Annotated in this window: 21 protein-coding genes; 9 read left to right on the top strand and 12 right to left on the bottom strand. The window is 73.0% G+C overall.

All coding sequences use genetic code 11. The features are described from left to right. Nucleotides 1-500: 500 nt before the first annotated feature. Nucleotides 501-1,724 carry a bifunctional class I SAM-dependent methyltransferase/N-acetyltransferase gene (locus IE248_RS08270; protein WP_229895228.1) on the top strand — a complete coding sequence of 408 codons (1,224 nt, stop codon included), beginning with the start codon at nt 501-503 and terminating at the stop codon, nt 1,722-1,724. Between the two features lie 131 nt (nt 1,725-1,855). Further along, complete coding sequence (gene idi, locus IE248_RS08265; protein WP_037798562.1) at nt 1,856-2,455, top strand: isopentenyl-diphosphate Delta-isomerase; 600 nt, start codon at nt 1,856-1,858, stop codon at nt 2,453-2,455. Between the two features lie 37 nt (nt 2,456-2,492). On the opposite strand, the gene IE248_RS08260 is transcribed toward idi, so the two are convergent. Beyond that, entirely contained in the window at nt 2,493-2,999 is a 507-nt protein-coding gene (locus IE248_RS08260) for an ATP-binding protein (protein ID WP_047961145.1), read from the bottom strand. 283 nt (nt 3,000-3,282) lie between these two features. Here IE248_RS08260 and IE248_RS08255 point away from each other — a divergent pair, with 283 nt between their 5' ends. After that, nucleotides 3,283-4,053: an enoyl-CoA hydratase/isomerase family protein gene (locus tag IE248_RS08255; protein WP_190030297.1), complete on the top strand. Its 771-nt coding sequence runs from the start codon at nt 3,283-3,285 to the stop codon at nt 4,051-4,053. On the opposite strand, the gene IE248_RS08250 is transcribed toward IE248_RS08255, so the two are convergent. Then, nucleotides 4,040-4,666 (bottom strand): DJ-1/PfpI family protein, encoded by a 627-nt coding sequence (locus IE248_RS08250; protein WP_037798553.1) that lies wholly within the window; start codon nt 4,664-4,666, stop codon nt 4,040-4,042. The two genes, IE248_RS08255 and IE248_RS08250, sit on opposite strands and share 14 nt — an antisense overlap. Nucleotides 4,667-4,760: 94 nt before the next feature. Continuing rightward, nucleotides 4,761-5,714 (bottom strand): GlxA family transcriptional regulator, encoded by a 954-nt coding sequence (locus IE248_RS08245; protein ID WP_047960755.1) that lies wholly within the window; start codon nt 5,712-5,714, stop codon nt 4,761-4,763. A 100-nt stretch (nt 5,715-5,814) separates the two neighbouring features. Here IE248_RS08245 and IE248_RS08240 point away from each other — a divergent pair, with 100 nt between their 5' ends. Then, entirely contained in the window at nt 5,815-7,452 is a 1,638-nt protein-coding gene (locus IE248_RS08240; protein WP_037798549.1) for an ABC-F family ATP-binding cassette domain-containing protein, read from the top strand. Here IE248_RS08240 and IE248_RS08235 read toward each other — a convergent pair. From IE248_RS08235 to IE248_RS08220, 4 genes are all read right to left on the bottom strand, one after another. Beyond that, on the bottom strand, nt 7,439-8,224 hold the full coding sequence (locus IE248_RS08235; RefSeq protein ID WP_190030296.1) for an SDR family NAD(P)-dependent oxidoreductase: 786 nt from the start codon (nt 8,222-8,224) through the stop codon (nt 7,439-7,441). The two genes, IE248_RS08240 and IE248_RS08235, sit on opposite strands and share 14 nt — an antisense overlap. Before the next feature lie 57 nt (nt 8,225-8,281). Continuing rightward, the gene (locus tag IE248_RS08230; RefSeq protein WP_073796828.1) at nt 8,282-9,463 is read right to left on the bottom strand and encodes an MAB_1171c family putative transporter; all 1,182 of its coding nucleotides are present in this window, start codon (nt 9,461-9,463) and stop codon (nt 8,282-8,284) included. Further along, the gene (locus tag IE248_RS08225) at nt 9,453-9,896 is read right to left on the bottom strand and encodes a M78 family metallopeptidase domain-containing protein (protein ID WP_199848577.1); all 444 of its coding nucleotides are present in this window, start codon (nt 9,894-9,896) and stop codon (nt 9,453-9,455) included. Before IE248_RS08225 ends, IE248_RS08230 begins: the two co-directional genes overlap by 11 nt. 377 nt (nt 9,897-10,273) lie before the next feature. Beyond that, nucleotides 10,274-12,757, bottom strand: a complete 2,484-nt coding sequence (locus IE248_RS08220) for a Tex family protein (protein ID WP_308438133.1) — start codon at nt 12,755-12,757, stop codon at nt 10,274-10,276. Nucleotides 12,758-12,953: 196 nt separating this feature from the next. Between IE248_RS08220 and IE248_RS08215 the strand changes: the two genes are divergently transcribed. Then, entirely contained in the window at nt 12,954-14,090 is a 1,137-nt protein-coding gene (locus IE248_RS08215) for a DUF7847 domain-containing protein (protein ID WP_190030294.1), read from the top strand. A 19-nt stretch (nt 14,091-14,109) separates the two neighbouring features. On the opposite strand, the gene IE248_RS08210 is transcribed toward IE248_RS08215, so the two are convergent. Next, nucleotides 14,110-15,429, bottom strand: coding sequence for an aldehyde dehydrogenase family protein (locus IE248_RS08210; RefSeq protein WP_190030293.1), 1,320 nt, complete (start codon nt 15,427-15,429; stop codon nt 14,110-14,112). Nucleotides 15,430-15,599: 170 nt separating this feature from the next. Continuing rightward, nucleotides 15,600-15,995, bottom strand: a complete 396-nt coding sequence (locus IE248_RS08205; RefSeq protein WP_190030495.1) for a MarR family winged helix-turn-helix transcriptional regulator — start codon at nt 15,993-15,995, stop codon at nt 15,600-15,602. A 229-nt stretch (nt 15,996-16,224) separates the two neighbouring features. On the opposite strand from IE248_RS08205, the gene IE248_RS08200 reads away from it, so the two are divergent. Continuing rightward, a complete protein-coding gene (locus IE248_RS08200; RefSeq protein ID WP_190030292.1) occupies nt 16,225-17,304 on the top strand; it encodes a hypothetical protein in 1,080 nt (359 codons plus the stop codon). A 260-nt stretch (nt 17,305-17,564) separates the two neighbouring features. Continuing rightward, nucleotides 17,565-19,073: a M1 family metallopeptidase gene (locus IE248_RS08195; RefSeq protein ID WP_100580555.1), complete on the top strand. Its 1,509-nt coding sequence runs from the start codon at nt 17,565-17,567 to the stop codon at nt 19,071-19,073. Nucleotides 19,074-19,101: 28 nt separating this feature from the next. Here the strand turns inward: IE248_RS08195 and IE248_RS08190 are convergent, their stop codons facing one another. Beyond that, nucleotides 19,102-20,001, bottom strand: a complete 900-nt coding sequence (locus IE248_RS08190) for an oxygenase MpaB family protein (protein WP_190030291.1) — start codon at nt 19,999-20,001, stop codon at nt 19,102-19,104. A gap of 202 nt (nt 20,002-20,203) precedes the next feature. On the opposite strand from IE248_RS08190, the gene sph reads away from it, so the two are divergent. After that, nucleotides 20,204-21,196, top strand: a complete 993-nt coding sequence (gene sph / locus IE248_RS08185) for a sphingomyelin phosphodiesterase (RefSeq protein ID WP_190030290.1) — start codon at nt 20,204-20,206, stop codon at nt 21,194-21,196. A 10-nt stretch (nt 21,197-21,206) separates the two neighbouring features. Here sph and IE248_RS08180 read toward each other — a convergent pair whose 3' ends face one another. Next, nucleotides 21,207-22,850, bottom strand: coding sequence for a bifunctional aspartate transaminase/aspartate 4-decarboxylase (locus tag IE248_RS08180; protein ID WP_190030289.1), 1,644 nt, complete (start codon nt 22,848-22,850; stop codon nt 21,207-21,209). A gap of 5 nt (nt 22,851-22,855) precedes the next feature. Continuing rightward, nucleotides 22,856-24,688 (bottom strand): AMP-dependent synthetase/ligase, encoded by a 1,833-nt coding sequence (locus IE248_RS08175; protein WP_190030288.1) that lies wholly within the window; start codon nt 24,686-24,688, stop codon nt 22,856-22,858. Nucleotides 24,689-24,827: 139 nt separating this feature from the next. Here IE248_RS08175 and IE248_RS08170 point away from each other — a divergent pair, with 139 nt between their 5' ends. Further along, nucleotides 24,828-25,553, top strand: coding sequence for a MerR family transcriptional regulator (locus tag IE248_RS08170; protein WP_190030287.1), 726 nt, complete (start codon nt 24,828-24,830; stop codon nt 25,551-25,553). Nucleotides 25,554-25,556 lie beyond the last annotated feature (3 nt).

Below are 25,556 nucleotides of genomic sequence, written 5' to 3'. Positions count from 1 at the left end.
AACTCACTCCTTGGCAACGAACGCGGAACGCGTGCCCGGTGGGGCGGCAGCACGTCGGCAGAGGCTATCGGATGAATGGAAGCGGGGGTTCACCACCTGTTTACGCCCCGATAAGCCGAAGATTCCCGGGCTCGGGGCGGGCGGCCCGCATGCCGTGATCATCATTGACGATCACGGCGAGGGACCACAAACCGCCTGGGTGTTACGGTGGACGGCGTTACGCACGGGTCACGCGGCCGTGCGTCCTGATCGAGAGAAGAGGTGGGTTGATGACCGTCGCAGTGGTCGCTGTCACGCACGGCGAACTCCGGTACGTCCCCACCGTCTTCCGGGCGCCCGGCCGGGCCTGATCACACCGATCGGCCCCGTCGGCCGGTGCCCCCTTTTCCCAAGGGTTCACGTTGACCGACACCACCCGTTCCACCGACGCCTCCACCGCCGCGTACACCGAGGCCTTCACCGAAGCCTTCACTGAGGCGTTCTTCACACTCCACCGCGGGCTGCCCCGGCAGGCCCCCGGCTCCGACGCGACCACCCGGCACCTGCTGTCCCTGTGCGGACCCCTGCCCGAGCGGCCGCGCGTCCTCGACCTGGGCTGCGGCCCGGGCCGCAGCGCGCTGCTGCTCGCCGAGGAGGCGGGCGACGGCGCCGAGGTGACCGCCGTCGATCTGTACGGCCCGTTCCTCGACGAGCTCCGTACCGCCGCCGCGGCCCGCGGGCTCGCCGGCCGCGTCCACCCCGTCGAGGCGGACATGGGCGCGCTCCCCTGCCGGGCCGGTTCCTTCGACCTCGTGTGGGCGGAGGGCTCCGCCTACACGATCGGCTTCGACACCGCGCTCGCGCGCTGGAAGCCGCTGCTCGCCCCCGGCGCCACCCTGGTGCTGACCGAGTGCGAGTGGACCGCGGCGGAGCCGTCCGCCGGGGCGCGCGCCTTCTGGGACCCCCAGTACGCGCTGCGCTCCACCGCCCGCAACCTGGCGGCCGCCCAGGCCGCCGGGTACCGGGTGCTGGGCGTCTTCCACCTGCCCGGTTCCGACTGGGACGAGTACTACGGCCCGCTCGCCGAGCGGGTCCGGACGCTCTCCGGGGCCGGGGCCGGGGCTCCCGCGATGGCGGCCGCGCTGGCCGCGACCCGCGAGGAGCTCGACGTACGGTCGCGGCACGGGCACGAGTACGGGTACACCGGGTACGTGCTGCGGCCGGTGACCGCCGGGGGCGGCGCCGCCTGGCCGGCCCGGCCGGAGACCGCGGCCGACGTGGCCGCCGTACGGGACGTCAACCTCGCGGCGTTCGGGACCCCGCTGGAGGCGGACCTCGTGGACGCGCTGCGGGCGGACGGCTCCTGGCTGCCCGGGCTGTCCTACGTGGCCGAGGGGCCGGACGGGTCGGTCGCGGCGCACGCCCTGCTGACCCGGTGCGAGGTGGACGGCGCACCGGCGCTCGCGCTCGCCCCGGTGGCCGCCGATCCGGCGCTCCAGCGCTCGGGGGCGGGGAGCTCGGTCGTACGGGCCCTGCTCGCGGCCGCGAGGGAGCGCGGGGAATCGCTGGTCCTGGTCCTGGGCCACCCGTCGTACTACTCGCGCTTCGGTTTCGTGCCGGCGTCGCGGTTCGGGATCCGGGCGCCCTTCGAGGTGCCCGACGAGGCGATGATGGCGCTCGTGCTGGACGATTCCGCACCGGTCCCGGTGGGCACGATCCGGTATCCGGCCCCGTTCGGTGTCTGACACCGCGACAGTCGGTCCGTCCCCCGTCACCTATCACGCGACGGGGGGCAGACATGCGCGGATCTCCGAAGTGGGGACAAGCCTCTTTTGTACGGCAGACTGAAGGCCGAAGTCCGAAGCGAAGGATGGGTATGCCGACCACACCAGCCACCGCCGCGAACCGCGCGTCCACCGGCACCGGCACTCAAGAACCGATCATGCTCGAACTGGTCGACGAGTCCGGCAACACCATCGGCACGGCGGAGAAGCTCTCCGCCCATCAGGCGCCCGGCCTGCTGCACCGGGCGTTCTCCGTGTTCCTCTTCGACGAGCAGGGGCGGCTGCTGCTCCAGCAGCGTGCCCTGGGGAAGTACCACTCCCCCGGCGTCTGGTCGAACACCTGCTGCGGTCACCCCTACCCGGGGGAGTCGCCGTTCGCGGCCGCGGCCCGGCGCACCCACGAGGAGCTGGGGCTGTCGCCCTCGCTGCTCGCGGAGGCGGGGACGGTGCGCTACAACCACCCGGACCCGGCGTCGGGGCTGGTGGAGCAGGAGTTCAACCACCTGTTCGTGGGACTGGCGCAGGCGGACCTGCGGCCGGATCCGGAGGAGGTCGGCGACACCGCGTTCGTCACCGCCGAGGAGCTGGCGAAGCGGCACGCCGAGGTGCCGTTCTCGGCCTGGTTCATGACGGTGCTGGACGCGGCCCGGCCCGCGATCCGCGAGCTGACCGGGGACGCCGCGGGCTGGTAGCGGGTCCTCGGGCGGCGCCGGGCAGTGCCGGGCGGCGTCAGACGGCGGGTGTCGGGGCGGCGGCGGGGGCGGTGAGCGGCAGGGCCGCCCAGATGACCTTGCCGCCGGTCGAGGTGTGCTCGACGTCGCAGACCCCGCCGGCCTCCAGCGTGATCTCGCGGACCAGCAGCAGGCCCCGGCCGCCGGTCTGGGCGAAGTCCGCCTCCAGGGCCTTGGGGCGGTACGGGTGGTTGTCCTCGACGGCCACCCGTACCCACTCCCGGCCGATCGCGACCTCGACCGCGACCTCCGGCGAGAGCAGGGCGGCGTGCCGCACCGAGTTCGTCACCAGTTCGGAGACGATCAGCAGCAGGGAGTACACGAGGTCCCGGTTGGCGGGCACCCCCTGCCGGCCGAGCAGGTCCCGGACCGCGCGGCGGGCCTGCGGAACGGATTCTTCTACCGCGGGCGCGGTGAAGCGCCACACTCCCTCGTACGCGAGGGGGTCCGCCGGAGCCTCCGGCTCACCCCCCTCGGCTGGCGGGACGTTCCCGCTGTCATCCATCTTCCGGCCCCCGTCTTCACGCTCGATCGTCTCCACGCGTCAAGACTGGGGAACAGCCTGGTCCGGACCGGACCGCTGACCAGAATTCAGCGTCAATCGGACGCTTTCTGACCGTTGGCGTATGACAGCGTCAGTTGTTCGACCGTTCCTGCTCTTCCGGGGTGCTCCCGACGGCTGCCGAGACGTCCGTCCGCCCAGCCCCTTCCAGCGCTCCGGGACCCGGTGACCGCTCGGCCGGACTCCCCTGATCATGGGTTTCACCGGCCGGGATACCATCCGGCGCATGGACGCAGCCCTCCTCCACACGGTGGCCGACGGGGTCGCCACCGTCGTCATCTCCCACCCCGCCAAGCGGAACGCCATGACGGCGGCGATGTGGCGCGCACTCCCGGAACTGCTGCCGGGGCTCGCCGCCGATCCGGCCGTACGGGTGCTCGTGCTGACGGGGGCCGGTCCCACGTTCTGCGCGGGGGCGGACATCTCCTCGCTGGCCGGGGACGAGGACCCGCAGGCGCTGGCGGTGGCCGCGGAGGAAGCCCTCGCCGCGTTCCCGAAGCCCACGATCGCCGCGATCCGCGGGTTCTGCGTGGGCGGCGGCAGCCAGCTGGCGGCGGCGTGCGACCTGCGCTTCGCGGAGGAGGGCGCCTCCTTCGGGGTGACCCCGGCGCGGCTCGGGATCGTCTACCCGGCCTCCTCGACGCGGCGGCTGGCGGGGCTGGTCGGCCCGGCGATGGCCAAGTACCTGCTGTTCTCGGCGGAGTTGATCGACGCGGAGCACGCGCTGCGGGCCGGGTTCCTGAACGAGCTGCTGCCGGCCGGGCAGCTGGTCAAGCGGGTGGCGGACTTCTCCCGCGTGCTCGCCGGGCGTTCCCAGCTGACGCAGGCGGCGGCGAAGGAGTTCGCGGACGGCCGCACCGACCGGGACGCGTACTGGACGGCGCAGGCGGCCGGGAGCGGCGACACCGCGGAGGGTGTCGCCGCCTTCCTGGAACGGCGGACCCCGTCGTTCACGTGGACGGCGGCGGGGTCCGCCGCCGGGACTACAGCGGGCTGACCGCGCGCAGCCGGGCGACGAGATCGGCCGGGGCCTTGTCCGGCGAGCCGGCGTCGTAGGGCGGCTGGGGGTCGTACTCGGTCATCAGCTGCACGGTCTGCGCGACCTCGTCGCCGGCGATCCGGCCGAGGAGGGCGAGGCCCATGTCGATGCCGGAGGACACCCCGGCGGCGGTGACGTACTTGCCGTCGAACACCACCCGCTCGGCGGTGGGCCGGGCTCCGAAGGCGGGGAGCCGGTCGAGGGACATCCAGTGCGAGGAGGCGCGGCGGCCGTCGAGGAGCCCGGCGGCGGCGAGCAGCAGCGAACCGGTGCAGACGGAGGTGGTCCAGGTGCTGGTGGCGTCGACCGCCCGCAGCCAGTCGAGGACGGCCGGGTTCTCCATCTCCGCCTGCGGCGCGGGGCCGCCGGGCACGATGACGATGTCGGGCCGCGTCACCTCGTGCAGCCCCTTGTCGGCGACGAGCGCGAGCGACCCTGCGTCGTTGCGCACCGGCCCGGGCCGCTCGGCCACGAACACGACCTCGGCCCCGGGCAGCCTGCCGAGGGTCTCGTAGGGCCCGATCGCGTCGAGCGCGGTGAAACGGTCGTAGAGCAGTACGGCGATCTGCATGGTTCCTCCGGAGGAGTGATCGGGGAACCCTGACCGGGATCCCGCGGTGGTCGTACGATCGCGGCGGCCGGGCCGGCGCCGGGGGCCGGCGGGGTCAGCCGAAGCGGCGGCGGTATTCGGCCGGGGGCTGGCCCAGGGTCTTCACGAAGGCGCGTCGCATGGCCTCCGGGGTGCCGTAGCCGCAGGTGCGGGCTATCTCCGTGATGCCGTCCGCGCTGTCCTCCAGGAGCCGCCTCGCGTGTTCCACCCGTACCCGCTCCACGTACCGCCCCGGCGTCACCCCCGTCTCCGCCTGGAACGCCCGCGCGAAGTGCCGCGGCGACAGCCTCGCCCGGGCGGCCAGCGCCGCGACGCTCAGGTCCCCGCCCGGATGCTCCGTGATCCACTGCTGGACGTCCCGCAGCGGCTCCCGCCGGGCCGTCTGCGCGGCCAGCTGGGCGCTGAACTGGGCCTGGTTGCCCGGTCTGCGCAGGAAGACCACCAGGTGCCGGGCGATCAGCAGCGCCACGTCCCGTCCGTGGTCCTCCTCCACCAGTGCGAGCGCGAGGTCGATCCCGGCCGTGACCCCGGCCGAGGTCGCGACCCGGCCGTCCCGTACGTAGATCGGGTCCGGCTCGACGGACACGGCCGGGTAGTCCCGGGCCATCAGCGCGCACGAGTTCCAGTGGGTGGTGGCCCGGCGGCCGTCCAGCAGCCCGGCCTCGGCGAGCAGGAGCGCGCCGGTGCACACCGCCACCAGCCGCTCCGCGCCACCCCCGTGGGCCCGCAGCCAGTCGGTGAGCCGGGGCTCGAAGTCGGCCGTCTGCCGGCCGCCGGGCACCAGCAGCGTGGTGCCGGGGGCCGGGCGGGCGCCCTCCAGGTCCCCGTCCGGGACCAGGGTCAGCCCGCTGTGCGTACGGACCGGCTTCCCGCCCGGGGAGACGGTCCGGATCCGGTAGCCGCTCCGGCCGCCGATGTGGTCGAGGGCGGCGAACACCTCCACCGGGCCGGTGACGTCCAGGCTCTGCACCCCGTCATAGAGGACGACGAGTACGTTTCGCAACGACATGGCCTCATGGTGTGACGGGAACGCGGTGGCCGCAATGACGGGTGTCCCACCTATCCGGCCATGCCGGGCGCGACGGGCCGGCGGATAGGATCGGGACATCATGACTGCAACCCTCGTCGCCAAGAAGCTCACCGCCGCGCACGGTGAGCGCACGCTGTTCGCCGATCTCGACCTCGTCGTCGCCCCCGGCGACGTCATCGGCCTCGTCGGCGTCAACGGCGCCGGGAAGTCCACCCTGCTGCGCCTGCTCGCCGGGCTGGACGCCCCCGAGACCGGTGAGCTGCGGCTCTCCCCGCCCGGGGCGGCCGTGGGGCACCTGCCGCAGGAGCCCGACCGCCGGCCCGGGGAGTCCGTCCGGGAGTTCCTCGCCCGCCGGACCGGCGTCGCCGCCGCGCAGGCGGAGCTGGACGCGGCCACGCAGGGCCTCGTCGACGGCACCCCCGGCGCGGACGACGCGTACGCGGAGGCCCTCGACCGCTGGCTGAACCTCGGCGGCGCCGACCTCGACGAGCGCGCCCAGGAGGTCGCCGACGACCTCGGGCTGGCCGTCGGCCTGGACCTCCCGATGACCGCGCTGTCCGGCGGCCAGGCGGCCCGCGCCGGGCTCGCCTCGCTGCTGCTGTCCCGCTACGACGTGTTCCTGCTCGACGAGCCCACCAACGACCTGGACCTCGACGGTCTGGAGCGGCTGGAGCAGTTCGTCAAGGGGCTGCGCGCCGGCACCGTCGTGATCAGCCACGACCGCGAGTTCCTCACGCGCACCGTCACCAAGGTCCTCGAACTCGACCTGGCCCAGCAGCAGATCAACCTCTACGGCGGCGGCTACGACGCCTACCTGGAGGAGCGCGAGCGCGCCCGTACGCACGCCCGCGAGGAGTTCGACGAGTACGCCGACAAGCGCGCCTCCCTGGAGGGCCGGGCCGCGATGCAGCGCGGCTGGATGGACAAGGGCGTCAAGAACGCCCGCCGCAAGGCCCCCGACAACGACAAGATCGGCAAGAAGTTCCGGAGCGAGGCGAGCGAGAAGCAGGCCTCCAAGGCCCGCCAGACGCAGCGCGCGATCGAGCGCCTCGAAGTCGTCGACGAGCCCCGCAAGGAGTGGGAGCTGCGCATGGAGATCGCGGCCGCCCCGCGCTCCGGCTCGGTGGTGGCCACCCTGCGCGAGGCCGCCGTCAAGCGCGGGGACTTCCTGTTCGGCCCGGCCAGCCTCCAGATCGACTGGGCGGACCGGGTCGCGATCACCGGCGCCAACGGCGCCGGCAAGTCCACCCTGCTCGCCGTCCTTCTCGGCCGGCTGGCACCGGACTCCGGCGCGGCCACCCTGGGCTCCGGCGTGCTCGTCGGCGAGGTCGACCAGGCCCGCGGCCTGTTCCTGGGCGACGAGCCGCTGCTGGAGGCCTTCTGCGCGGCCGTCCCGGACACCGAGCCGGCCGAGGTCCGCACCCTGCTGGCGAAGTTCGGCCTCAAGGCGGCGCACGTCCTGCGCCCCGCGGGGACCCTCTCCCCCGGCGAGCGCACCCGGGCCGCGCTGGCGCTGCTCCAGGGCCGCGGGGTGAACCTGCTGGTGCTGGACGAGCCGACCAACCACCTCGACCTCCCGGCGATCGAGCAGCTGGAGTCCGCCCTGGAGGCGTACGAGGGCACCTTGCTGCTGGTCACCCACGACCGCCGGATGCTGGACGCCGTCCAGGTGACCCGTCGTCTGGTGGTCGCGGACGGCAAGGTCAGCGAGCTGTAGTCGCGTCCGCGGGCGGCCGCCGGTCGCGGGCCATCTTGCGTGCCACGAAGGCGCGCGGGAGGTGGCGCACGGCGGTCGCGTACGCCTTGTAGCGCCAGCCGGTGATGCTGACCGGCCGGCGCCGGCCCAGGTCCTTGAGGGCCTGGGCCACCACCGCCTCGGGCTCCAGCCACACCGCGTCGCGCAGGGCGCTGACGTCCATCCCGGCGCGCTCCTGGAACTCGGTGCGGGTGAAGCCGGGAACCACCGCCAGGACCCGGACGCCGTACGGCTCCATGTCCACCCGCAGCGATTCGCTGAAGGCGGTGATCCAGGCCTTGGCGGCCCCGTACGTCCCGGTCGGGAGCAGTCCGGCCACGGAGGAGACGTTCAGCACGGCGCCCCGGCGGCGCTCGCGCAGGCCCGGCAGGATCGCGTGGGTGAGCTTCAGCGGGACCTTGACGAGCAGGTCGAGCATCCGCTCCTCGTCCTCGACCGGGCTGTACGGGAAGGGCGCGGGCAGCCCGAAGCCGGCGTTGTTGAGCAGGATGTCGACCGGCCGGCCGGTGTCGGCGAGCCGTTCGGTGACGCCGGCGCACTGGGCCGCTTCCAGCAGGTCGGCGGGCAGTACCTCGGCGGCGACCCCGAACTCCCGGCCGAGGGAGGCGGCGAGGGCTTCGAGGCGGTCCTTGTCGCGGGCGACGAGGACCAGGTCACAGCCCTTGGCCGCGAAGCCGCGGGCGAAGGCGGCGCCGAGGCCGGCGCTGGCCCCGGTGATCAGTACGGTGGTCAAGGCGGGCTCGCTTCCGGGCGGTTCAGGTGGTTCGGGTGGTTCGGGTGGTTCGGGTGGTCACGGGGTGAAGGCCGTGGTCTCGGGCGATCCGTAGGCCTCGGCCACGTCCACCAGGAACCGGGCCTCGTCCGCCAGGTCGCCGCCCTCCGCCGGGGGCTGGATCGCGGCGGGCAGTTCCAGCCCGACCGTCTCCCCCGCCTGCTGCGGCAGCCCGGCGAGCTTCGCCTGCCGCGCCTCCTTCAGTACGCAGGCCAGCGCGGCCGCCGTCCGCCGCTGCTCGGGGATCCCCGTCCCGGCGACGTGGCTGCGCGCGCGCTCCGGGACGCCGGGGGCGACGTACTCACCCAGGATCAGGATCGCGTCGCGGGTCTCGATGACCTTGCGGTACACGAGCATGTCGCGCGGGACCGGCGGCCACAGCAGCTCCAGCAGCCGCCCGGCCCGGGGCTTGCCCAGTGCGACATGCGGGACGACCTGCACCAGGTCGCGCCACAGCGGCCACAGCCGCCACGCGGTGGCGACGTCGGCGGCGCTGCGGCGCAGGGTGAACAGGGTCGGCACCAGGATCGCGGCCGCGCGCAGCAGCCCGTGCAGGTTCATCATCAGCGGCAGCGCCGGCATCGCCCAGGTGCTGTCGAAGAGGGCCTTGAGCAGGTACGCGAACCAGAAGAGGCCGGCCAGCGCGGTGCCGAGGCCGAACAGCCGCAGCCCGAGGGCCAGGCCGCGGCTCTCGGTGCGGCTGCCGTAGCGCCAGCAGACGAAGACGCAGATGGTGTTGGCGGCCAGGTGCGCGGAGATCAGCACGAGCCAGTACGCGAGGGAGGGCACCGGTTCGCCGACGGGCGGCATGGTGTGCGTGCCGTGGGCCGGCGCGGCCGCGTCGAGGGCGACCAGGGCGGTGAGCCAGCCCAGCGTGCCGACCCAGGCGGCGAGTTGGAGCCGGCGGCCGCGGGTGGCGGCGGCGACGAAGTAGAGGACGGCGCCGGCGGACAGCACCCCGATGAGGTTGCGGACCAGGCCGATGGTGTGCGCGTAGCCCGGGTCGCGGCGCATGGCGTACGCGACGACGTCGGGCAGGTTCAGGGTCATCGCGGCGGCGGCGGTGGCGACGGCGAGCCAGAGTCCGCGCTGCTGCGGGGAGCGCAGGGCCCCGGGAGCGCGCAGCAGGACCGCGATCCAGAGGCAGACGACGCTGGGGACGGCCAGCCAGTTGCCGAAGTCGGTGAGGTCAGCTGCCATCGTGCGGCCCTCGCTCGTAGCCCATGGCGGACTCCAGCCGGGCCAGGGTGCCGCGGGCGGTGGAGGGGAGGAGGCCGGTGCCGGAGGCGCGGATGCGGATCATGCTGGCGAGCATCTCGGCCTCCTGCTCCTGGCGGGTGGTGTAGTTGGTGCGGCCGAGGACGGTGGGGACGCCGTCGCCTTCGGTGTCCTGGCCCTCCAGGGAGTGGTGGCCGAAGAGGATGTGGCCCAGCTCGTGGAGCACGATGTGCTCCCGGTGCAGCGGGGTGGTCTGGGCCTCGTAGAAGACGTAGTCGACGGTGTCGGTGCCGACCCACAGTCCGCAGACGCCCGACTCGGCCGCTTCCTTGGGGAGCGGGTGGATCCGGATGGGGCGGCCGCGCTGTTCGGCTATGCGCTCGCAGAGGCCTTCGAGGCAAAACGGATGAGACAAATCCAGATGGCCGAGAATCATCTCGCAGCGTTTACGCAAGTTGAGTTGCCGGTGGGGCATGTGATCCCTCTTCGGACCCTTTCTCGGGCAGCGTCGGTAGGCGTGCGTGGGCATGGGCATGGTGACCTGTGCCTTCAAGGCGGCCTCGGGGAGTGCGGTCCTGGAGGGAGGAAACGGAAAGCCCGTCCGCCGGTCGACGAACGGGTGTTCCACCATGCCTACAGATCTTGTACGGGGGTTGGCAAGGAATGTCCCCTCGCGGCACGCCTATTCGGCCATGCTGACCCGACCGCCCGGGCACGGCGGTGGCCGAAGGCCGGTCCCCTGAGGGGCTCCTGCCTCCGGCCACCGCCCGGCGCCGCCGGTACCCGCCGGCGTCAGCGCCCCCGGCGCTCACCGGAGCCGCCGGAGCCTCCGGTGAGGCCGGCGCGGCGCAGGGCGTCGGCCATCGCGCTGTTCGCCGGCGCCGCGGCTCCGCCGCCCTGGCGCTGACCGCCCTGGCCACCCTGACCGCCCTGGCGCTGGCCCCGGTTCTGGCCCCGGTCCTGTCCCTGCCCACGGCCCTGGCTCTGGCCCTGGCCCTGGCCGCCCTCGCGGCCGCCGCCCGTACCGCGCTGCTGCGGGGGCCGGCCGCCGCCGCGCCGCTCCTCGCGCTGCCTGGGGGCCCCGGCGGAGCGCTCCGCCCCGGCCTCGTCCTCCAGCCGCAGGGTCAGCGAGATCCGCTTGCGCGGGATGTCCACCTCCATGACCTTCACACGGACGATGTCACCCGGCTTGACCACGTCCCGGGGGTCCTTGACGAACGTCTTCGACAGCGCCGACACGTGCGCCAGGCCGTCCTGGTGGACGCCGATGTCGATGAACGCGCCGAACGCGGCCACGTTGGTGACGACGCCCTCCAGGATCATCCCGGGGGCCAGGTCGCCGATCTTCTCCACGCCCTCCTTGAAGGTGGCCGTCTTGAAGGCGGGACGCGGGTCGCGGCCCGGCTTCTCCAGCTCGCGCAGGATGTCGGTGACCGTCGGCAGACCGAAGGCCTCGGTGACGAACTGCTCCGGCCGCAGCGAACGCAGCACGCCGCCGTTGCCGATCAGCGCCGCCACCTCGCTGCCCGCCGTCTTGGCCATGCCCCGCACCACCGGATAGGCCTCGGGGTGCACGCTGGAGAAGTCCAGCGGGTCGTCCCCGCCGCGGATCCGGAGGAAGCCCGCGCACTGCTCGTACGCCTTCGGGCCGAGCCGGGCCACGTCCTTGAGCGCCTTGCGGCTGCGGAAGGGGCCGTTGGCGTCGCGGTGGGCGACGATGTTCTCCGCGAGGCCGCCGCTGATCCCCGACACCCGCGAGAGCAGCGGTGCGGAGGCGGTGTTGACGTCCACGCCGACACCGTTCACACAGTCCTCGACCACGGCGTCGAGCGAACGCGACAGCTTCACCTCGGACAGGTCGTGCTGGTACTGGCCGACGCCGATCGACTTCGGGTCGATCTTGACGAGCTCGGCGAGCGGGTCCTGGAGGCGGCGGGCGATGGAGACGGCGCCGCGCAGCGACACGTCCATGTCCGGGAGTTCCTGCGAGGCGAAGGCGGAGGCCGAGTACACGGAGGCGCCGGCCTCGGACACCATCACCTTGGTGAGCTTCAGCTCGGGGTGACGGGTGATGAGGTCGCCCGCGAGCTTGTCGGTCTCGCGGGAGGCGGTGCCGTTGCCGATGGAGATCAGCTCGACCGCGTGCTCCTTCGCGAGTCGGGCCAGCTTGGCGAGGGACTCGTCCCACTTGTTCGCCGGGACGTGCGGGTAGATCACGTCGGTGGCCACGACCTTGCCGGTGGCGTCCACGACGGCGACCTTCACGCCGGTACGGAAGCCCGGGTCCAGGCCGAGCGTGGCGCGGGTCCCGGCGGGGGCGGCGAGCAGCAGGTCGCGCAGGTTGGCGGCGAAGACGCGGACCGCCTCCTCCTCGGCGGCCTGGCGCAGCCGCGTCCGCAGGTCGAGGCCGAGGTGCACCTGGATCTTCGTGCGCCACGCCCAGCGGACGGTGTCGCCGAGCCACTTGTCGCCGGGGCGGCCGCGATCGCCGACGCCGAAGCGACGGGCGATCATGCCCTCGTACGTGGACGGGCCGGGGGTCTCGCTCGGTTCCTCGGGCTCCAGGTTGAGGTCGAGCACGTCCTCCTTCTCGCCGCGCAGCATGGCGAGGACGCGGTGCGAGGGCAGCGCGGTGAGGGGCTCGGCGAAGTCGAAGTAGTCGGCGAACTTGGCGCCCGCCTCCTCCTTGCCCTCGCGGACCTTCGCGGCGAGCCGGCCGCGGCCCCACATGCGTTCGCGGAGCTCGCCGATCAGGTCGGCGTCCTCCGCGAACCGCTCGGTGAGGATGGCGCGGGCGCCGTCCAGGGCGGCCGCCGGGTCGGCGACGCCCTTGCCCGCGTCGACGAACGCGGCCGCGGCGGCGGCCGGGTCCACGGACGGGTCGGTGAGCAGGCCGTCGGCGAGGGGCTCCAGACCGGCCTCGCGGGCGATCTGCGCCTTGGTGCGGCGCTTGGGCTTGAAGGGGAGGTAGATGTCCTCCAGCCGGGCCTTGGTGTCGGCCGCGTTGATCCGCGCCTCCAGCTCGGCGTCGAGCTTGCCCTGCTCGCGGACGGAGTCGAGGATCGCCGCGCGCCGGTCCTCCAGTTCGCGCAGGTACCGCAGCCGCTCCTCCAGGGTGCGCAGCTGGGCGTCGTCGAGCATCTCGGTCGCTTCCTTGCGGTAGCGCGCGATGAACGGCACCGTGGAACCGCCGTCGAGCAGCTCGACGGCCGCCTTGACCTGCCGCTCCCGTACGCCGAGCTCCTCGGCGATCCTGCCTTCGATGGACATCGTCACTGTGCGGTCCCGCCTGCCTTCGTTTGCATGGAAGGGTGCCAATTGTGGCAGGTGCCGCCGACGGACGCCGGGATCCGGGGCCCCGGCGCCGCCGGACTTGCCGCCCCGGGCCCGCCAACCCGGCACGGCTGCCATGTACCTGACGTGGTGGGATAGGTTGTGCGTCCATTCGGGGGACGACGTACGGAGCACGTGCATGACGCAGAACACAGGGTGGGGACCGGCGGGGGGCCAGGGTCCGGGAGGCCCCGGCGCCGGCTGGGGCGGCGCCCCGCAGTGGGGTGCGTGGCAGCCCCAGTCCCCGCAGCCGGGGGTGATCCCCCTGCGGCCGCTGAACCTGGCCGAGATACTGAGCGGGACCTTCGCGACGATGCGCCGCCACTGGAAGCAGCTGGTCGGCGTGATGCTGGCCGTGCTGGCCATCGCCCTGCCGGTGATGGCCCTCGCGGTGGTCATCGCCGTGGCCTCGGTGTTCAGCCACTTCGAGCCCGTCTTCGACCCGCCCTTCGGTGAGGACCCGACGCCCGAGCACGTCGTGCCGCTGCTCGTGGCGGGCGGCGTGCTGTTCGTGGTCCTCGCCGTCATCGGCGTGCTGGCGACCGCGGTCATGACCTCGCTCTGCCCGGCGGTCCTCCGGGAGGCGGTGATGGGCAGGCCCACCACCTTCCGCGCGATGTGGCGCGCCGCCTTCCGGCGGGCGCCCGCCGTGGCCGGTGCGACCCTGCTGAGCGGCCTGATCGCCGGTGCGCCCATGCTCGCTGCCCTGGCGGTATGGATACCGCTGCTGATCGCCACCGCCTCCGAGCACACCGCGCCGATGGCCGTCAGCCTCCTGCCGGTGTTCCTGCTGACCGCGGCGCCCCTGGTCGTATGGCTCACCGTCCGGTTCAGCCTGGCCCCGGCCGCCGTGGTCATGGAGGGGGCGCGCCCGGTCACCGCACTGCGCCGCTCGGTCGCCCTGGTCCGGGGCGACTGGTGGCGGATCCTCGGCGTCACCCTGGCCGCCGGGATGGTCGCGGGGGCGGTCTCCTGGGTGATCCAGCTGCCGTTCCAGATCGTCGGCCTGATGGGGATGATTCCCGTCATGGTGGGCGTCGAGAACGGCTCGGACGCCACCCCGGCCGGCCTGATCACCTCCCTGGGGTTCGCCGTGGCCGCCATGGCCGTCGGCGGCGTCGCCGGCCAGACGTTCCAGATCGCGTTCACCCAACTGTCCACCGGCATGCTGTACGTGGACCAGCGGATCCGCCGCGAGGGCCTCGCCGACGCGATCCTCGCCGAGGTCGGCGCCCCCGCGCCCGCCGCCGCCCCCACGGCCCCGGGGGCGGCCTGACCGGTGGCGCGGTCCGCCGTCAGCCCAGGGGCTTGTCCAGGACGGCCTTGCGGTGGCTGAAGGTGTCCAGGGAGTAGCGGCCGTGGTAGCTGCCCATGCCGCTCTCCCCCACACCGCCGAAGGGCAGGTCGGACACCGTCAGGTGGGCCACCGGCAGCCCGAACGCCAGGCCGCCCGAGGAGGTCTCCCGGGTCAGGCGGTCACGGGTGGTCTGCGATTCGGTGAACGCGTACAGCGCCAGGGGCTTGTCGCGGTCGCGGATGAAGGCGATGGCCTCGTCCAGATCGGCCACCTCGACCAGCGGCAGGATCGGGCCGAAGATCTCCTCGCCCATGACGGGAGAGTCGGGCGCCACCTCGGCCAGCACGGTCGGCGCGATGTAGCGCCGCGCGCGGTCGCGGGTCCCGCCGGTGACGGTACGACCGGAGTCGAGCAGGCCCGAGAGCCGGTCGAAATGGCGCTCGTTGACGATCCGGCCGTAGTCCGGGGACTCCGCCGGGTCCTGCCCGTACAGGTCGCGCAGCACCTCGGCGAGGGCCTTCTCCAGCTCCCTGGCGGTCTGCGGGTCGGTCAGTACGTAGTCGGGGGCCACGCACGTCTGGCCGGCGTTCATGAACTTGGCGGCCGCCAGCCGGGCGGCGACCGTGCCCAGGTCGGTGCCGCGGTCGACGAACACCGGTGACTTGCCGCCCAGTTCGAGGGTGACGGGGGTGAGGTTCTCGGCGGCGGCCCGCATGACGATCCGCCCGACCTGGCCGTTGCCGGTGTAGAAGATGTGGTCGAACCGCTGCGCGAGCAGGTCGTTGGTCTCGGGCACCGCCCCCTCCACCACGGCGACCGCGTCGCGGTCGAGGTAGCGCGGCAGGAGGCCGGCGACGGCGCGCGAGGTGGCCGGTGCCAGCTCGCTGGGCTTGGCCACCACGCAGTTGCCGGCCGCCAGCGCCCCCACGACCGGGGCCAGCAGCAGCTGGACCGGGTAGTTCCAGGGGGCGATGACGAGGACCACGCCGAGCGGGTCCTGCACCGTGTGGGCGCTCGCCGGGCTCAGCCGCTCCGGTACGGGCACGGGCTGCGGCCGCAGCCACTGCGCCAGGTGCTGCAGGGTGTGGTCGATCTCGCGCACGGTGAAGTCGATCTCGGTGCGGTAGGCCTCCTTCGCCCCCTTGCCGAGGTCGGCGTGGAGCGCGGCGGCCAGCTCGTCACCGCGTTCGGTCAGCAGCCTGCGCAGGGCTTCGAGCTGCTCGCGACGCCAGGCCAGCGGCTTCGTACGGCCGGTGGCGAAGGTGGCGCGCAGCCGTGCGACGACGTCCGCGGGCGATTCCGAGGGGTGGTGCGGCATGCGATGTCTCCTGAGGGTCGCGCGGCGCGGGCAGCAGCACCCACACCATTCGATGTATATAGCAACTAAAAGGCCGAGGGCATTCCCGGGCGCCCCGCGACGACCGGCGCCCCGCTCCGTGCACCTGCCCGCCGCACGGCGACCCATGTGCGGCGCACCCACCCCGCGAGTCAGTGCTCGCCGTACCCGCCGCGCCCGTTGTAGCGCAGCAGGTAGGCGGCGAAGCGGTCCAGGTCCTCGCCGGCCCAGTCCGCGAGCCGCCCGCGGAACATGGCGGTGCGGATCTCGGCCGCCTGGTCCAGCGCGGCCGCGCCCGCCGAGGTGAGCTCCAGGACCTGGACCCGGTGGTCGGCCGGGTCGGCCCGCCGCCCGACCAGGCCCGCCCGCTCCAGGGCGGCGACCTGGCGGCTGACCGTGGACTTGTCGAGCGCGTAGTGGGCGGCGAGGTCGCGGGCCCGGCAGCCCGGATGCTCCTCCAGATGGCCGAGCAGGGTGAAGGACACCAGGGAGAGTTCCGGGTGCATCCGCGCCGCCGCGGAGCGGGCCCGCCGGGCGAACGCGGTCATCTCCCGCTGGATCGTCTCGACGGCGGCCTCCCTGCGCCCGTCGCCCCGGTGAGGGGTGGCGCTTTCCGGTGTGTCCGTGTTCACGGTGTCGACCTCCTCCAGCAGGTAGTTGTATGGTACAACTTAAATGTAGTTGTATACGCCAACCATGTTCGTCACGGCATCCGCCGTACCGGACATGTAACGGCGCGGGCCGCTGCCGAGCCCGCGCCGACACCGGAGGTCCCCCATGTCCGGCTCCACTCCCACCCCCGCAGCCGCGCCCGCGCTGCGCCACGTACTGACCCACCTGCTGACACCGCTGCTGATGTGCCTGGGCATGGGGCTCGCCTACATGGGCGCCTTCGTCCAGCCGGAGCCCCACCACCTGCCGGTCGCCGTCGTCGGCGAGGGCCCCAAGGCCATGGTCTTCGCCCAGACGGTCAAGAACGAAGCCGGTGACGCCCTCGACGTGCGCACCCTCACCGACCGCACCGCCGCGATCGACGAGGTCAAGGACCGCCGCGTCACCGCCGCCTACGTCCTGAGCGACACCCGGCCCGAACTCATCGTCGCCACCGCCGCCTCCGACACCGGCGCCACCGTGGCACAGAAGATCTTCACCCCGGCCGCCGCCCGGCAGGGCGCGCCGCTCAAGGTCACCGACGTCGTCCCCACCACCGCCGACGACCCGACCGGCCAGGGGCTCTTCTTCCTGCTCGTCGCGATCAGCATCGGCTCCTACGCCTCGGTGGCGGTCCTCGGCGGCGCGGGCGCCGCACTGCGCATGCGCGGCCGCGCCCTGCTCGTGGTCGCCGTCTCCGGTGCGGTCAGCGTGATCGGCGCCCTGCTCGCCGGACCGGTCTTCCACCTCGCCCACCACGGCCTGGCCGGCGTCTGGGGCCTGAGCTGGCTCTACTCCGCCGGCATCCTCTTCATCGGCGTCGGCCTCCACACCTTCCTGAAGCGCTGGACGACGCTCGCCATGATGGTGCTCTTCGTGATGCTCAACTTCACCAGTTCCGGCGGGCTGTTCCGGCCCGAGCTGCAGAACGGCTTCTTCGGCTCCCTGAACGCCTTCTGGAACGGCGCCGGCTACGTCGAAGGCCTGCGCAGCCTCGTCTACTTCGGCCACGACGGCCTTTCCCGCCAGCTGACCACCCTCGCCCTGTGGCTGCTCCTGGGCCTGCTGCTCACCGGCGCCGCCGCCCTCACCGAACACCGCCGCCGCACGGCCGCCGCGCCGACCCCCGCAGACCCGGGCGCCCCGCAGCGGCCGACCCGGGAGGAGGAGAAGGAGGAGGAGATGGAGGAGGCGGTCGCCGTCTGAGCCGCCCCGGTGCGCGCGGCCGCGCGGCCGCGGGGCGCGGCGTCGCGGGGCCGCCCTTTCCGGCCTTTCTTCCGCGGCCCGTCCGCCCCGGGCGGGCCGTCCGGGGGCCCGGTACCGCCTTCCGGGGGGCGCGCTGTGACGGCCGAATGGCGATCGTGTGACAGGGGTGGCCATGGACATGACGTGGGGCTCCGGGCGTGAATACGGTCGGACGACAAGCGCCTGAACAGAACTGTCTCCCCTACCCATTGGAGCTCTTCGTGCACCGCAAAGTCATCGCCCCGAGCGTGCTCGCCGCCTCCCTCCTGCTGGTGATCCCGGCGTCGGCGGCCAGTTCCGTGCCGGGTGCCCCGGGTATCGGCGACCCCTACTACCCGGCCAGCGGAAACGGCGGGTACGACGTGTCCCACTACGACCTGCGCCTCCAGTACCAGCCGAAGACGGATCTGCTGGAGGGCACCGCCACCCTCCTCGCCACCGCCAAGCAGGACCTCTCCCGCTTCAACCTCGACTTCGGCCTCAAGGTCAGCGAGATCCGGGTCAACGGCGTGAAGGCCCGGTTCGCCACCTCCGGTGAGCACGAGCTGGAGGTGACCCCGGCGCAGCCGCTCCAGCGGAACAAGCAGGCGAGCGTCGTCGTCAAGTACGCGGGCAAGCCCTCCGAGTTCAAGGTCGACGGCTGGAGCGCCTGGCAGCGCACCCCGGACGGCGGCGTGGCCGCGCAGGAGCCCGACTCGGCGAGCTGGTGGTTCCCGAGCAACGACCACCCCCTCGACAAGGCCACGTTCGACGTCTCGGTCAACGTCCCCGACGGTACGCAGGCCATCAGCAACGGCGTGCTCCAGTCGCAGAGTTCCCGGCTGGGTTGGACCCGCTACAACTGGCGCTCGAACAAGCCGCAGGCCACGTACCTCACCACCCTGGCCATCGGGAAGTTCGACATCACCACCGACAAGACGTCGAGCGGGCTGCCGATCCTCAACGCGTACAGCACGGACCTCGGCGAGAACGCGGGCGCGGCGCGCGCGAGCGTCGAGCGGACGGGCGAGGTCGCCGAATGGCTGGAGGGCATCTTCGGGCCGTACCCCTTCAACGCGGTGGGCGGGTACGTCCCGAACGTGCCGACCGGCTTCGCACTGGAGACCCAGACGCGGCCCTTCTACAGCCCGCGCCAGTTCCAGAGCGGCTCCAACATCTCGGTGGTCGTGCACGAGCTGGCCCACCAGTGGTACGGGGACAGCGTCTCCGTCGAAGGCTGGAAGGACATCTGGATCAACGAGGGCTTCGCCCGCTACAGCCAGTGGCTGTGGTCGGAGAAGGAGGGCGAGGGCACGGCGCAGGAGCTCGCCGCCTGGGCGTACGGCCAGCGTGCCGCCGATGACCCGTTCTGGCAGGTCAAGCCGGGTGACCCGGGCCCGGACAACCAGTTCCACGGGGCCGTCTACGACCGCGGCGCCATCGCCATCCAGGCGCTGCGCAACGAGGTCGGCGACGAGAAGTTCTTCCAGATCCTGAAGGGCTGGCCGACGGAGCGGGCGTACGGCAACGCCAAGGTCGGCGACTTCGTCCGGTACGCGGAGAAGATCTCCAACAAGCCGCTGGCCCAGCTGTTCGAGACCTGGCTCTACACCCCTGGCAAGCCGTCGTTCGCCCCGCCGGCCGCCGCCCCGTCCAAGACGGGCCGCGCGCTGAAGGCCCCGGCGGCGCAGCCGGTGGAGCCGAAGTCCTGGAAGAAGATCGCGGCGACGGACTCGATCCACGAGCACTGATGTCCCCGGTCGCGCCGGCGCCCGCTCCTCAGCGGGCGGCGGCGCGCCACCGCGCTCGCGCCTCGCGGGCGATGGGCAGGTACCGCAGCCGCTCGGGCAGCAGCGGTACGAGGATCCGTACGACCGCGCTGAACCGCCGGAGCCTGCGCTCCTGGGCCGGGCTCCACTCCAGCCCGATGGCGGCGCGGGCGTCGGGCGGCATGTACCCGACGGTGACGAAGGCCCGCAGGCGCAGGAACGCCACCCGCAGCGCCGGCCACGCCACCCGGAGCAGCAGCCGTACGGCGAGCGGGCCGCCCTCGGGCCGGGGCAGCGGCACGTCGGTGGCGAGGAGTTCGCGGGCGACCTTCGTCGGCTCGATCTCCTCGGCCAGCATCCGGTGGTAGTAGGGCCAGTACTCCTCGATGGTCTGCGGCATGTCCCGGTCGCGGATGCCGAGGATCCGGCCGACCTGGAGCCACTCGCGGTACAGCTGCCGTTCCTGGGCGGGGGTGAAGGGGCGCAGCAGGTAGCGCCCCGCGTGGAGGTAGACGGGGAAGCCGGTGGCGTGGACCCAGGAGTAGCAGGCGGGGTCGAGGGAGTGGTAGCGCCGCCCGCGGGTGTCGATGCCCTGGATCTCCTTGTGGAGCCGGCGCACCCGGCGGCCCTCCTCGGCGGCCTCCTCGCCGCCGTACACCCAGAGCTGGACGGAGCGCAGCGAGCGCTCGCCGCGGCCCCAGGGGTCGGTGCGGAACACGGAGTGCTCGTCGACTCCGGCGGCGATGGCGGGGTGCGCGACCTGCATGGTGAAGGCGGCGGGCAGCATCAGCAGGGCCCGGACGTCCCCGGAGATGGTCCAGAGCACTCCGCCGGGGGCGGGCGGCTCGGGGTCGGGGTCGGGGCGCCGCGCGGCGGCCGGTCCGGGGGCGGATGGCTGCGTCTTCCTCATGGAGCAAGTATGCGCGGACCTGCACGGACCCGGCCGGGGGCCTCCCGGGGCCCGTCCCCGGCCCTTCCCGGACACCGTCCGGCCCCGCGCGCCAGACGTCCGCACTCCCGACAGAAAGTCTTGTCACGGGTGTTACCCAGAGGTAACCGCGGCTGCTTGGATGACGGAGTCGATCTCCCCCCGCAGCAACGATGGAGACCTCATGCCGCTCACCCCGCACCGCCGCCACCGGGCCGCCGCCACGGCCGTCGCGGCCATCGCCGCCGGCGCACTGGCCGTCACCACGGCGCCCGCCGCCACGGCCGCCGAGAGCGCCGCCGCGACCCCGCGGCTCAGCGTCCTGTCGTACAACGTGTTCCTGATGTCCAAGAACCTGTACCCGAACTGGGGCCAGGACCACCGCGCGACGGAGATCCCCAAGGCCTCCTTCTACCAGGGCCACGACGTGGTCGTGCTCCAGGAGGCCTTCGACAACGGCGCCTCGGACGCGCTGAAGGCCAACTCGGCCGCGCAGTACCCCTACCAGACCCCGGTGGTCGGCCGGAGCAAGAGCGGCTGGGACGCCACGGGCGGCTCGTACTCCGCCACCACGCCGGAGGACGGCGGCGTCACGGTCCTCAGCAAGTGGCCCATCGTCCGCAAGGAGCAGGTGGTCTACAAGGACGCCTGCGGCGCGGACTGGTGGTCCAACAAGGGCTTCGCGTACGTCGTGCTGAACGTGAACGGCGCCAGGGTGCACGTGGTGGGAACCCACGCGCAGTCCACCGACCCGGGCTGCGGCGCGGGCGAGGCCGCGCAGATGCGGGCGCGCCAGTTCAAGGCGATAGACGCCTTCCTGGACGGCAAGAACATCCCGGCGAGCGAGCAGGTCATCGTCGCGGGCGACATGAACGTCGACTCCCGCACGCCGGAGTACGCCTCCATGCTCGCGAACGCGGACCTGGCCGGCTCCGACACCCGTACGGGCCACCCGTACTCCTTCGACACCGCGCTGAACTCGATCGCGAACTACCGCTACCCGACGGACCCGCGCGAGGACCTGGACTACGTCCTGTACCGCAAGGGCAACGCCCGCCCGGCGAACTGGGAGAACAACGTGGCGAAGGAGCAGTCGGCGCCCTGGACGGTCTCCAGCTGGGGCACCTCCTACACGTACACGAACCTCTCCGACCACTACCCGCTGATCGGCCGCTGACCGCCGCGGCTCAGCCCGCCGCCCCCGGGCGCCCCGTCTCACCGGCGGGGCCCCGCGGGGACGGCGACCGGGTCCATTCGGCCACGTACTCCCGGAAGACCTCCCGCAGGTGGTGGCCGATCTTCAGGCAGTCCATGTCGTCGAGGTCGGCCAAGGAGATCCGGACGGACCATGCGGGGCCGTCGGAGCCGCCGCCGGGCGGCGCCGCCGCCGAGGTCCGGGCGGCGAGCCGGAGGACCGGGTCGGCCGGCTCGTAGGTCTTCTCCAGGAAATCCGCGAACTCCTTGCCGTGGACCCGTTCGGCCTCGGCGAGCAGGTCGAGCTCGACGTGGTGGCCGGGCCTGCGGTCGTCGTCGGCGGTCTGCATCCGGGCGCCCTCCAGCAGGAGGTCGAGGCGCTGCCGGAGGATCTGCCGGACCCGCTCCTTGTACGCCTGGCCCTCCTCCAGCAGGTCGAAGAGGGAGAACAGCACCATCATCGCCTGCTGCGGCAGCGAGAGGCCCGCCGTGTGCCGCGGGGCCACCGGGCGCGAATCGGCGACCAGCCGGTCGATGAAGCGGAGCTTCTCCGGCTCCGGGGTGAGCGAGCGGTAGCGGCGCGCGAGGCGGTCCTTCCGCTCCTGCGGGAGGTCCGCGATCATCTCGTCGATGACGTTGTCGTCGTGCAGGCCGATGACTCCGAGCCGCCAGCCCGTGCACCCGAAGTGCTTGGAGTACGAGTACACGAGCAGCGTGTTGCGCGGGACGTCGGCGGCCAGCGAGTGGAAGCCCGGCACGAAGGTGCCGTACACGTCGTCGGTGACGATCAGCAGCCGCGGATTGGCGGTCGCGACGATCTCCTTGATCTGCTCCGCCACCCGGTCGCCCGGCGCCGGTGAGGGCGGGTTGCCGGGGTTGACCACGCAGAGGAGCCGGACGGCCGGATCGGCCAGCTTGGCGACCTCCTCCCGCGGGTAGTGCCACTGCCGCACCCCGGTCTCGGCGGAGCGGCTCGCGCGGACCTCGACGACCTCGAACCCGTACGCGTCGAGCTCGGGGACCTCCACGTACGGGGTGAACGCCGGGGCCATCAAGGCGACCTTGTCGCCCTCGGCCAGGATCCCGTTCTTCACCAGGGAGTCGAAGACGTAGCACATGGCCGCGGCGGCGCCCTCGGTGGCGAACAGCGACATGTCGCCCTTCGGCGGCCGGGTGCCGAACATCTCGAAGCCGAGGTAGCCGCGCACGATGTGCTCGGCGTGCGCCAGCATCCGGCCCGGCAGCGGGTAGTTGTCGCCGGTGACGGCGTCGGCCAGTTCGTGGACGAACTCGTCCTTGTCGAAGGCCCACCGGGCCATGGCGTACTGGACGCAGGCGGCCAGGAGTTCGACGCCCGGCAGCTGCGGATGGCGGCGCACCCACGAGTCGAAGCGCTCCCCGATGCCCCGCCCCTCGGGCCTCCCGCCGAGGTTGTCGGCCGTCCACACCCGCCGGGACTCGTCGAGCGCGAAGTAGCCGAGGGCGTGGAAGGCCTCGCGGGGCCCGGTCGCGCTCCAGTTCGGGTTGCCCCGGCCCGCGTGGAGGCTGAAGCCGCTCTCAGACACGGCTGAAGTCCTTCCGCCACATGCCCCCACCCTGGTCCGGTGAGCGGCCGGGCGCTCACCGGACAGGGCCATCCGGGTCAGCCGGCGGGCGGCGCCTCCTCGTACAGGGCCTCGATCAGCGGCCCGTACTTCTCCCGGACCACCCGGCGGCGCAGCTTCAGCGACGGGGTGAGCTCCCCCGAATCGGGGCCCCACTCCTCGGTGAGCAGCCGGTACCGCTTGATCTGCTCGGTGCGGTTGAGGCGGGCGTTGGCGGCCTCGACGGCGCGGGCGATCTCCTGGCGTACCTCCGGGTGCGCGGCGAGCGCGGCGGGCGAGTCGGCCTCGATGCCCCGGGCGGCGGCCCAGGCGGGGGCCAGTTCCGCGTCCAGGACCAGGAGGGCGACCAGGTAGGAGCGGCCGTCGCCGTGCACCAGGGCCTGGCCGATCAGGGGGTGTTCCTTGACCGTGTTCTCCACCAGCGCCGGCGAGACGTTCTTGCCGTTCGAGGTGATGATCAGCTCCTTCTTGCGGTCGGTCAGCCACAGGAAGCCGTCCTCGTCGAGCCGGCCGATGTCCCCGGTCGGGAACCAGCCCTCGGCGTCGGCGGCGCTCTCCACCGAGCCGTCGGGCCGCAGGTAGCCGCCGAAGACGGTCGCGCCTCGGGTGAGGATCTCCCCGTCCCCGGCGAGCCGCAGCTCCACCCCCTCGATCGGGCGGCCCACCGAGCCCAGCCGGAAGCCGTCCGGGCTGTTGACCGTGCACACCCCCGAGGTCTCGGTGAGGCCCCAGGCGTCCATGATGGTGATGCCCCAGCCCGCCCAGAAGCGCACCACGTCGATCGGCATCGGCGCGGTGGCGCTGGCCGTCCAGGCCAGCCGGTCCAGCCCGGCCAGGCCCAGCAGCGGATCCAGCACCTGTTCCTTGGCCCGGGCGTACGAGGCGCCCAGCGCGGCGGGGACGGCCTGGCCGCGCTCCTGGTGGGCGGCGAAGGCCCGGGCCAGGTCGTTGGCGGCCTCGATGGCGTGCCGCTGCGCCTCGGGGAGCCGCGCCAGGACGGCCCGTACGCCCGCGGCGAGCTTCTCCCAGACCCGGGGCACGCCGAAGAACTGCACCGGGTGCAGCTCGCGGACGGCGCCCGCGACGGCGGTGGGGTCGGCGACGAGGCGGACGTGCGCGGCCCGCAGCAGCGGGAGGTAGATGCCGAGGATCCGCTCGGCGATGTGCGCGAACGGCAGGTAGCAGATGTGCTCCGCGTGCTCCGGCAGGTCCACGCGCCGGTCGAGGCGGACGGACTGGAGCATGATGTTGCGGTGGGTCAGCCGGACGCCCTTGGGGTCGCCGGTGGTGCCCGAGGTGTAGACGACCGTCAGCGGATCCTCGGGGCGGGTCTCCCGCCAGGCCTTCTCGAAGGAGTCGGGGCGGTGCGCGCGGGCGCCGCTCGCCTGCAGGGAGCCGTACGTGCGGTGCGGGCCGGCGTCGGCCGCCTCGGCGACGACGAGGCGTTCCAGGGCGACCGTGCCGTCGGCCAGCAGGGGCTCCCAGCGGGCGAGTTCGCGGGCCCCCTCGACGACCGCGACCCGGGCCCGGCTGTGGCGGGCTATGTGGGCGATCTGCTCGGGCGCGGAGGTCCCGTACACGGTGACGGGGACGGCGCCGAGATGGACGAGGGCGAGGTCGCTGAGCCAGTGTTCGGGCCGGTTGCCCATCATCATCAGGACGTGCTCGCCGCGCTCGATGCCGAGGGCGGCGTAGCCGGAGGCGAGGACGGCGATCTCGCGGCGGGCCTCGGCCCAGCTGAGGGTGGTCCAGCCGTCGCCCTCGCGCCACGAGAGGGCGGGGAGGTCCCCGTACTGGGCGGCGTTGCGGGCCAGCAGGGCGGGGAGGGTGAGCTTGTCGGGTTCTCCGGGCAGTCGCAGATTCGTGGGCATGGGCAGCTCCTGGACGTTTCACATCGTTGGTGCGACAGCAATACTGTTGAACCGCGGTGCGGGAACGGAACGCACTGGGACGTGCTGAGAAGTGCTGAGACGTGCTGAGACGCGCTGATCAGAGAGCGAGGCGGAGACCATGACCACCCAGGCACCCGAGCCGACGCTCACCGTCGACGAGCTGGCCTCCCGGGCGGGCGTGACCGTCCGCACCGTACGGTTCTACAGCACGCGCGGGCTTTTGCCCCCTCCCGTGATCGGCCCTCGTCGGGTGGGCCACTACGGCCCGGAACACCTGTCCCGGCTGGCCCTCATCGAGGAGTTGCAGCACCAGGGCATGACCCTGTCCGCCATCGAGCGGTACCTGGACGCGCTGCCCGACGACCTGAGCGCGCACGACCTGGCGATCCACCGGGCGCTGGTGGCGACCTGGGCCCCGGACGCGGCGCTGGAGTCCTCGCGGGAGGAGCTGGAGAAGCGCGCCGGGCGGGCCCTGACCGAGAGCGACCTGCGGCGGCTGACGGCGATGAACGTGCTGGCGCCGACGGCGGAGGGCTTCCGGGTGGACGTGGGCCTGCTGCGGCTCGGCGTCGCGCTGCTCGACGTACCGATCGCGCACGAGACGATCCTCGCGGCGCGCGAGGTGCTGCTGGAGCACGCGCGGACGGCGGCGCACCAGCTGACGGCCCTGTTCCGGGACGAGGTGTGGGGACCGTTCACGCGCGACGAGAGCGATCCGGAGCGGGTGGAGTCGATGAAGGCGCTGTCCGCGCACATGCAGCCGATGGTCGTTCAGGCTCTGGTCACCGCCTTCCAGCGGTCGCTGAAGGAAGAGCTGAAGGCCGCGTTCACCCCGCGGGGATGACAC

The sequence above is a fragment of the Streptomyces goshikiensis genome, assembly GCF_014650555.1.
GTDB lineage: Bacteria > Actinomycetota > Actinomycetes > Streptomycetales > Streptomycetaceae > Streptomyces > Streptomyces goshikiensis.
This window is presented reverse-complemented; position numbering and strand designations above follow the sequence as displayed.

Excerpts from the sequence above, each read along its gene's own strand:
- idi (WP_037798562.1), top strand. The coding sequence starts at position 1,856 with ATGCCGACCACACCAGCCACCGCCGCGAACCGCGCGTCCACCGGCACC.
- IE248_RS08260 (WP_047961145.1), bottom strand. The coding sequence starts at position 2,999 with ATGGATGACAGCGGGAACGTCCCGCCAGCCGAGGGGGGTGAGCCGGAG.
- IE248_RS08255 (WP_190030297.1), top strand. The coding sequence starts at position 3,283 with ATGGACGCAGCCCTCCTCCACACGGTGGCCGACGGGGTCGCCACCGTC.
- IE248_RS08250 (WP_037798553.1), bottom strand. The coding sequence starts at position 4,666 with ATGCAGATCGCCGTACTGCTCTACGACCGTTTCACCGCGCTCGACGCG.
- IE248_RS08245 (WP_047960755.1), bottom strand. The coding sequence starts at position 5,714 with ATGTCGTTGCGAAACGTACTCGTCGTCCTCTATGACGGGGTGCAGAGC.
- IE248_RS08240 (WP_037798549.1), top strand. The coding sequence starts at position 5,815 with ATGACTGCAACCCTCGTCGCCAAGAAGCTCACCGCCGCGCACGGTGAG.
- IE248_RS08230 (WP_073796828.1), bottom strand. The coding sequence starts at position 9,463 with ATGGCAGCTGACCTCACCGACTTCGGCAACTGGCTGGCCGTCCCCAGC.
- IE248_RS08215 (WP_190030294.1), top strand. The coding sequence starts at position 12,954 with ATGACGCAGAACACAGGGTGGGGACCGGCGGGGGGCCAGGGTCCGGGA.
- IE248_RS08210 (WP_190030293.1), bottom strand. The coding sequence starts at position 15,429 with ATGCCGCACCACCCCTCGGAATCGCCCGCGGACGTCGTCGCACGGCTG.
- IE248_RS08205 (WP_190030495.1), bottom strand. The coding sequence starts at position 15,995 with ATGACCGCGTTCGCCCGGCGGGCCCGCTCCGCGGCGGCGCGGATGCAC.
- IE248_RS08200 (WP_190030292.1), top strand. The coding sequence starts at position 16,225 with ATGTCCGGCTCCACTCCCACCCCCGCAGCCGCGCCCGCGCTGCGCCAC.
- IE248_RS08190 (WP_190030291.1), bottom strand. The coding sequence starts at position 20,001 with ATGAGGAAGACGCAGCCATCCGCCCCCGGACCGGCCGCCGCGCGGCGC.
- sph (WP_190030290.1), top strand. The coding sequence starts at position 20,204 with ATGCCGCTCACCCCGCACCGCCGCCACCGGGCCGCCGCCACGGCCGTC.
- IE248_RS08180 (WP_190030289.1), bottom strand. The coding sequence starts at position 22,850 with ATGGCCCTGTCCGGTGAGCGCCCGGCCGCTCACCGGACCAGGGTGGGG.
- IE248_RS08175 (WP_190030288.1), bottom strand. The coding sequence starts at position 24,688 with ATGCCCACGAATCTGCGACTGCCCGGAGAACCCGACAAGCTCACCCTC.
- IE248_RS08170 (WP_190030287.1), top strand. The coding sequence starts at position 24,828 with ATGACCACCCAGGCACCCGAGCCGACGCTCACCGTCGACGAGCTGGCC.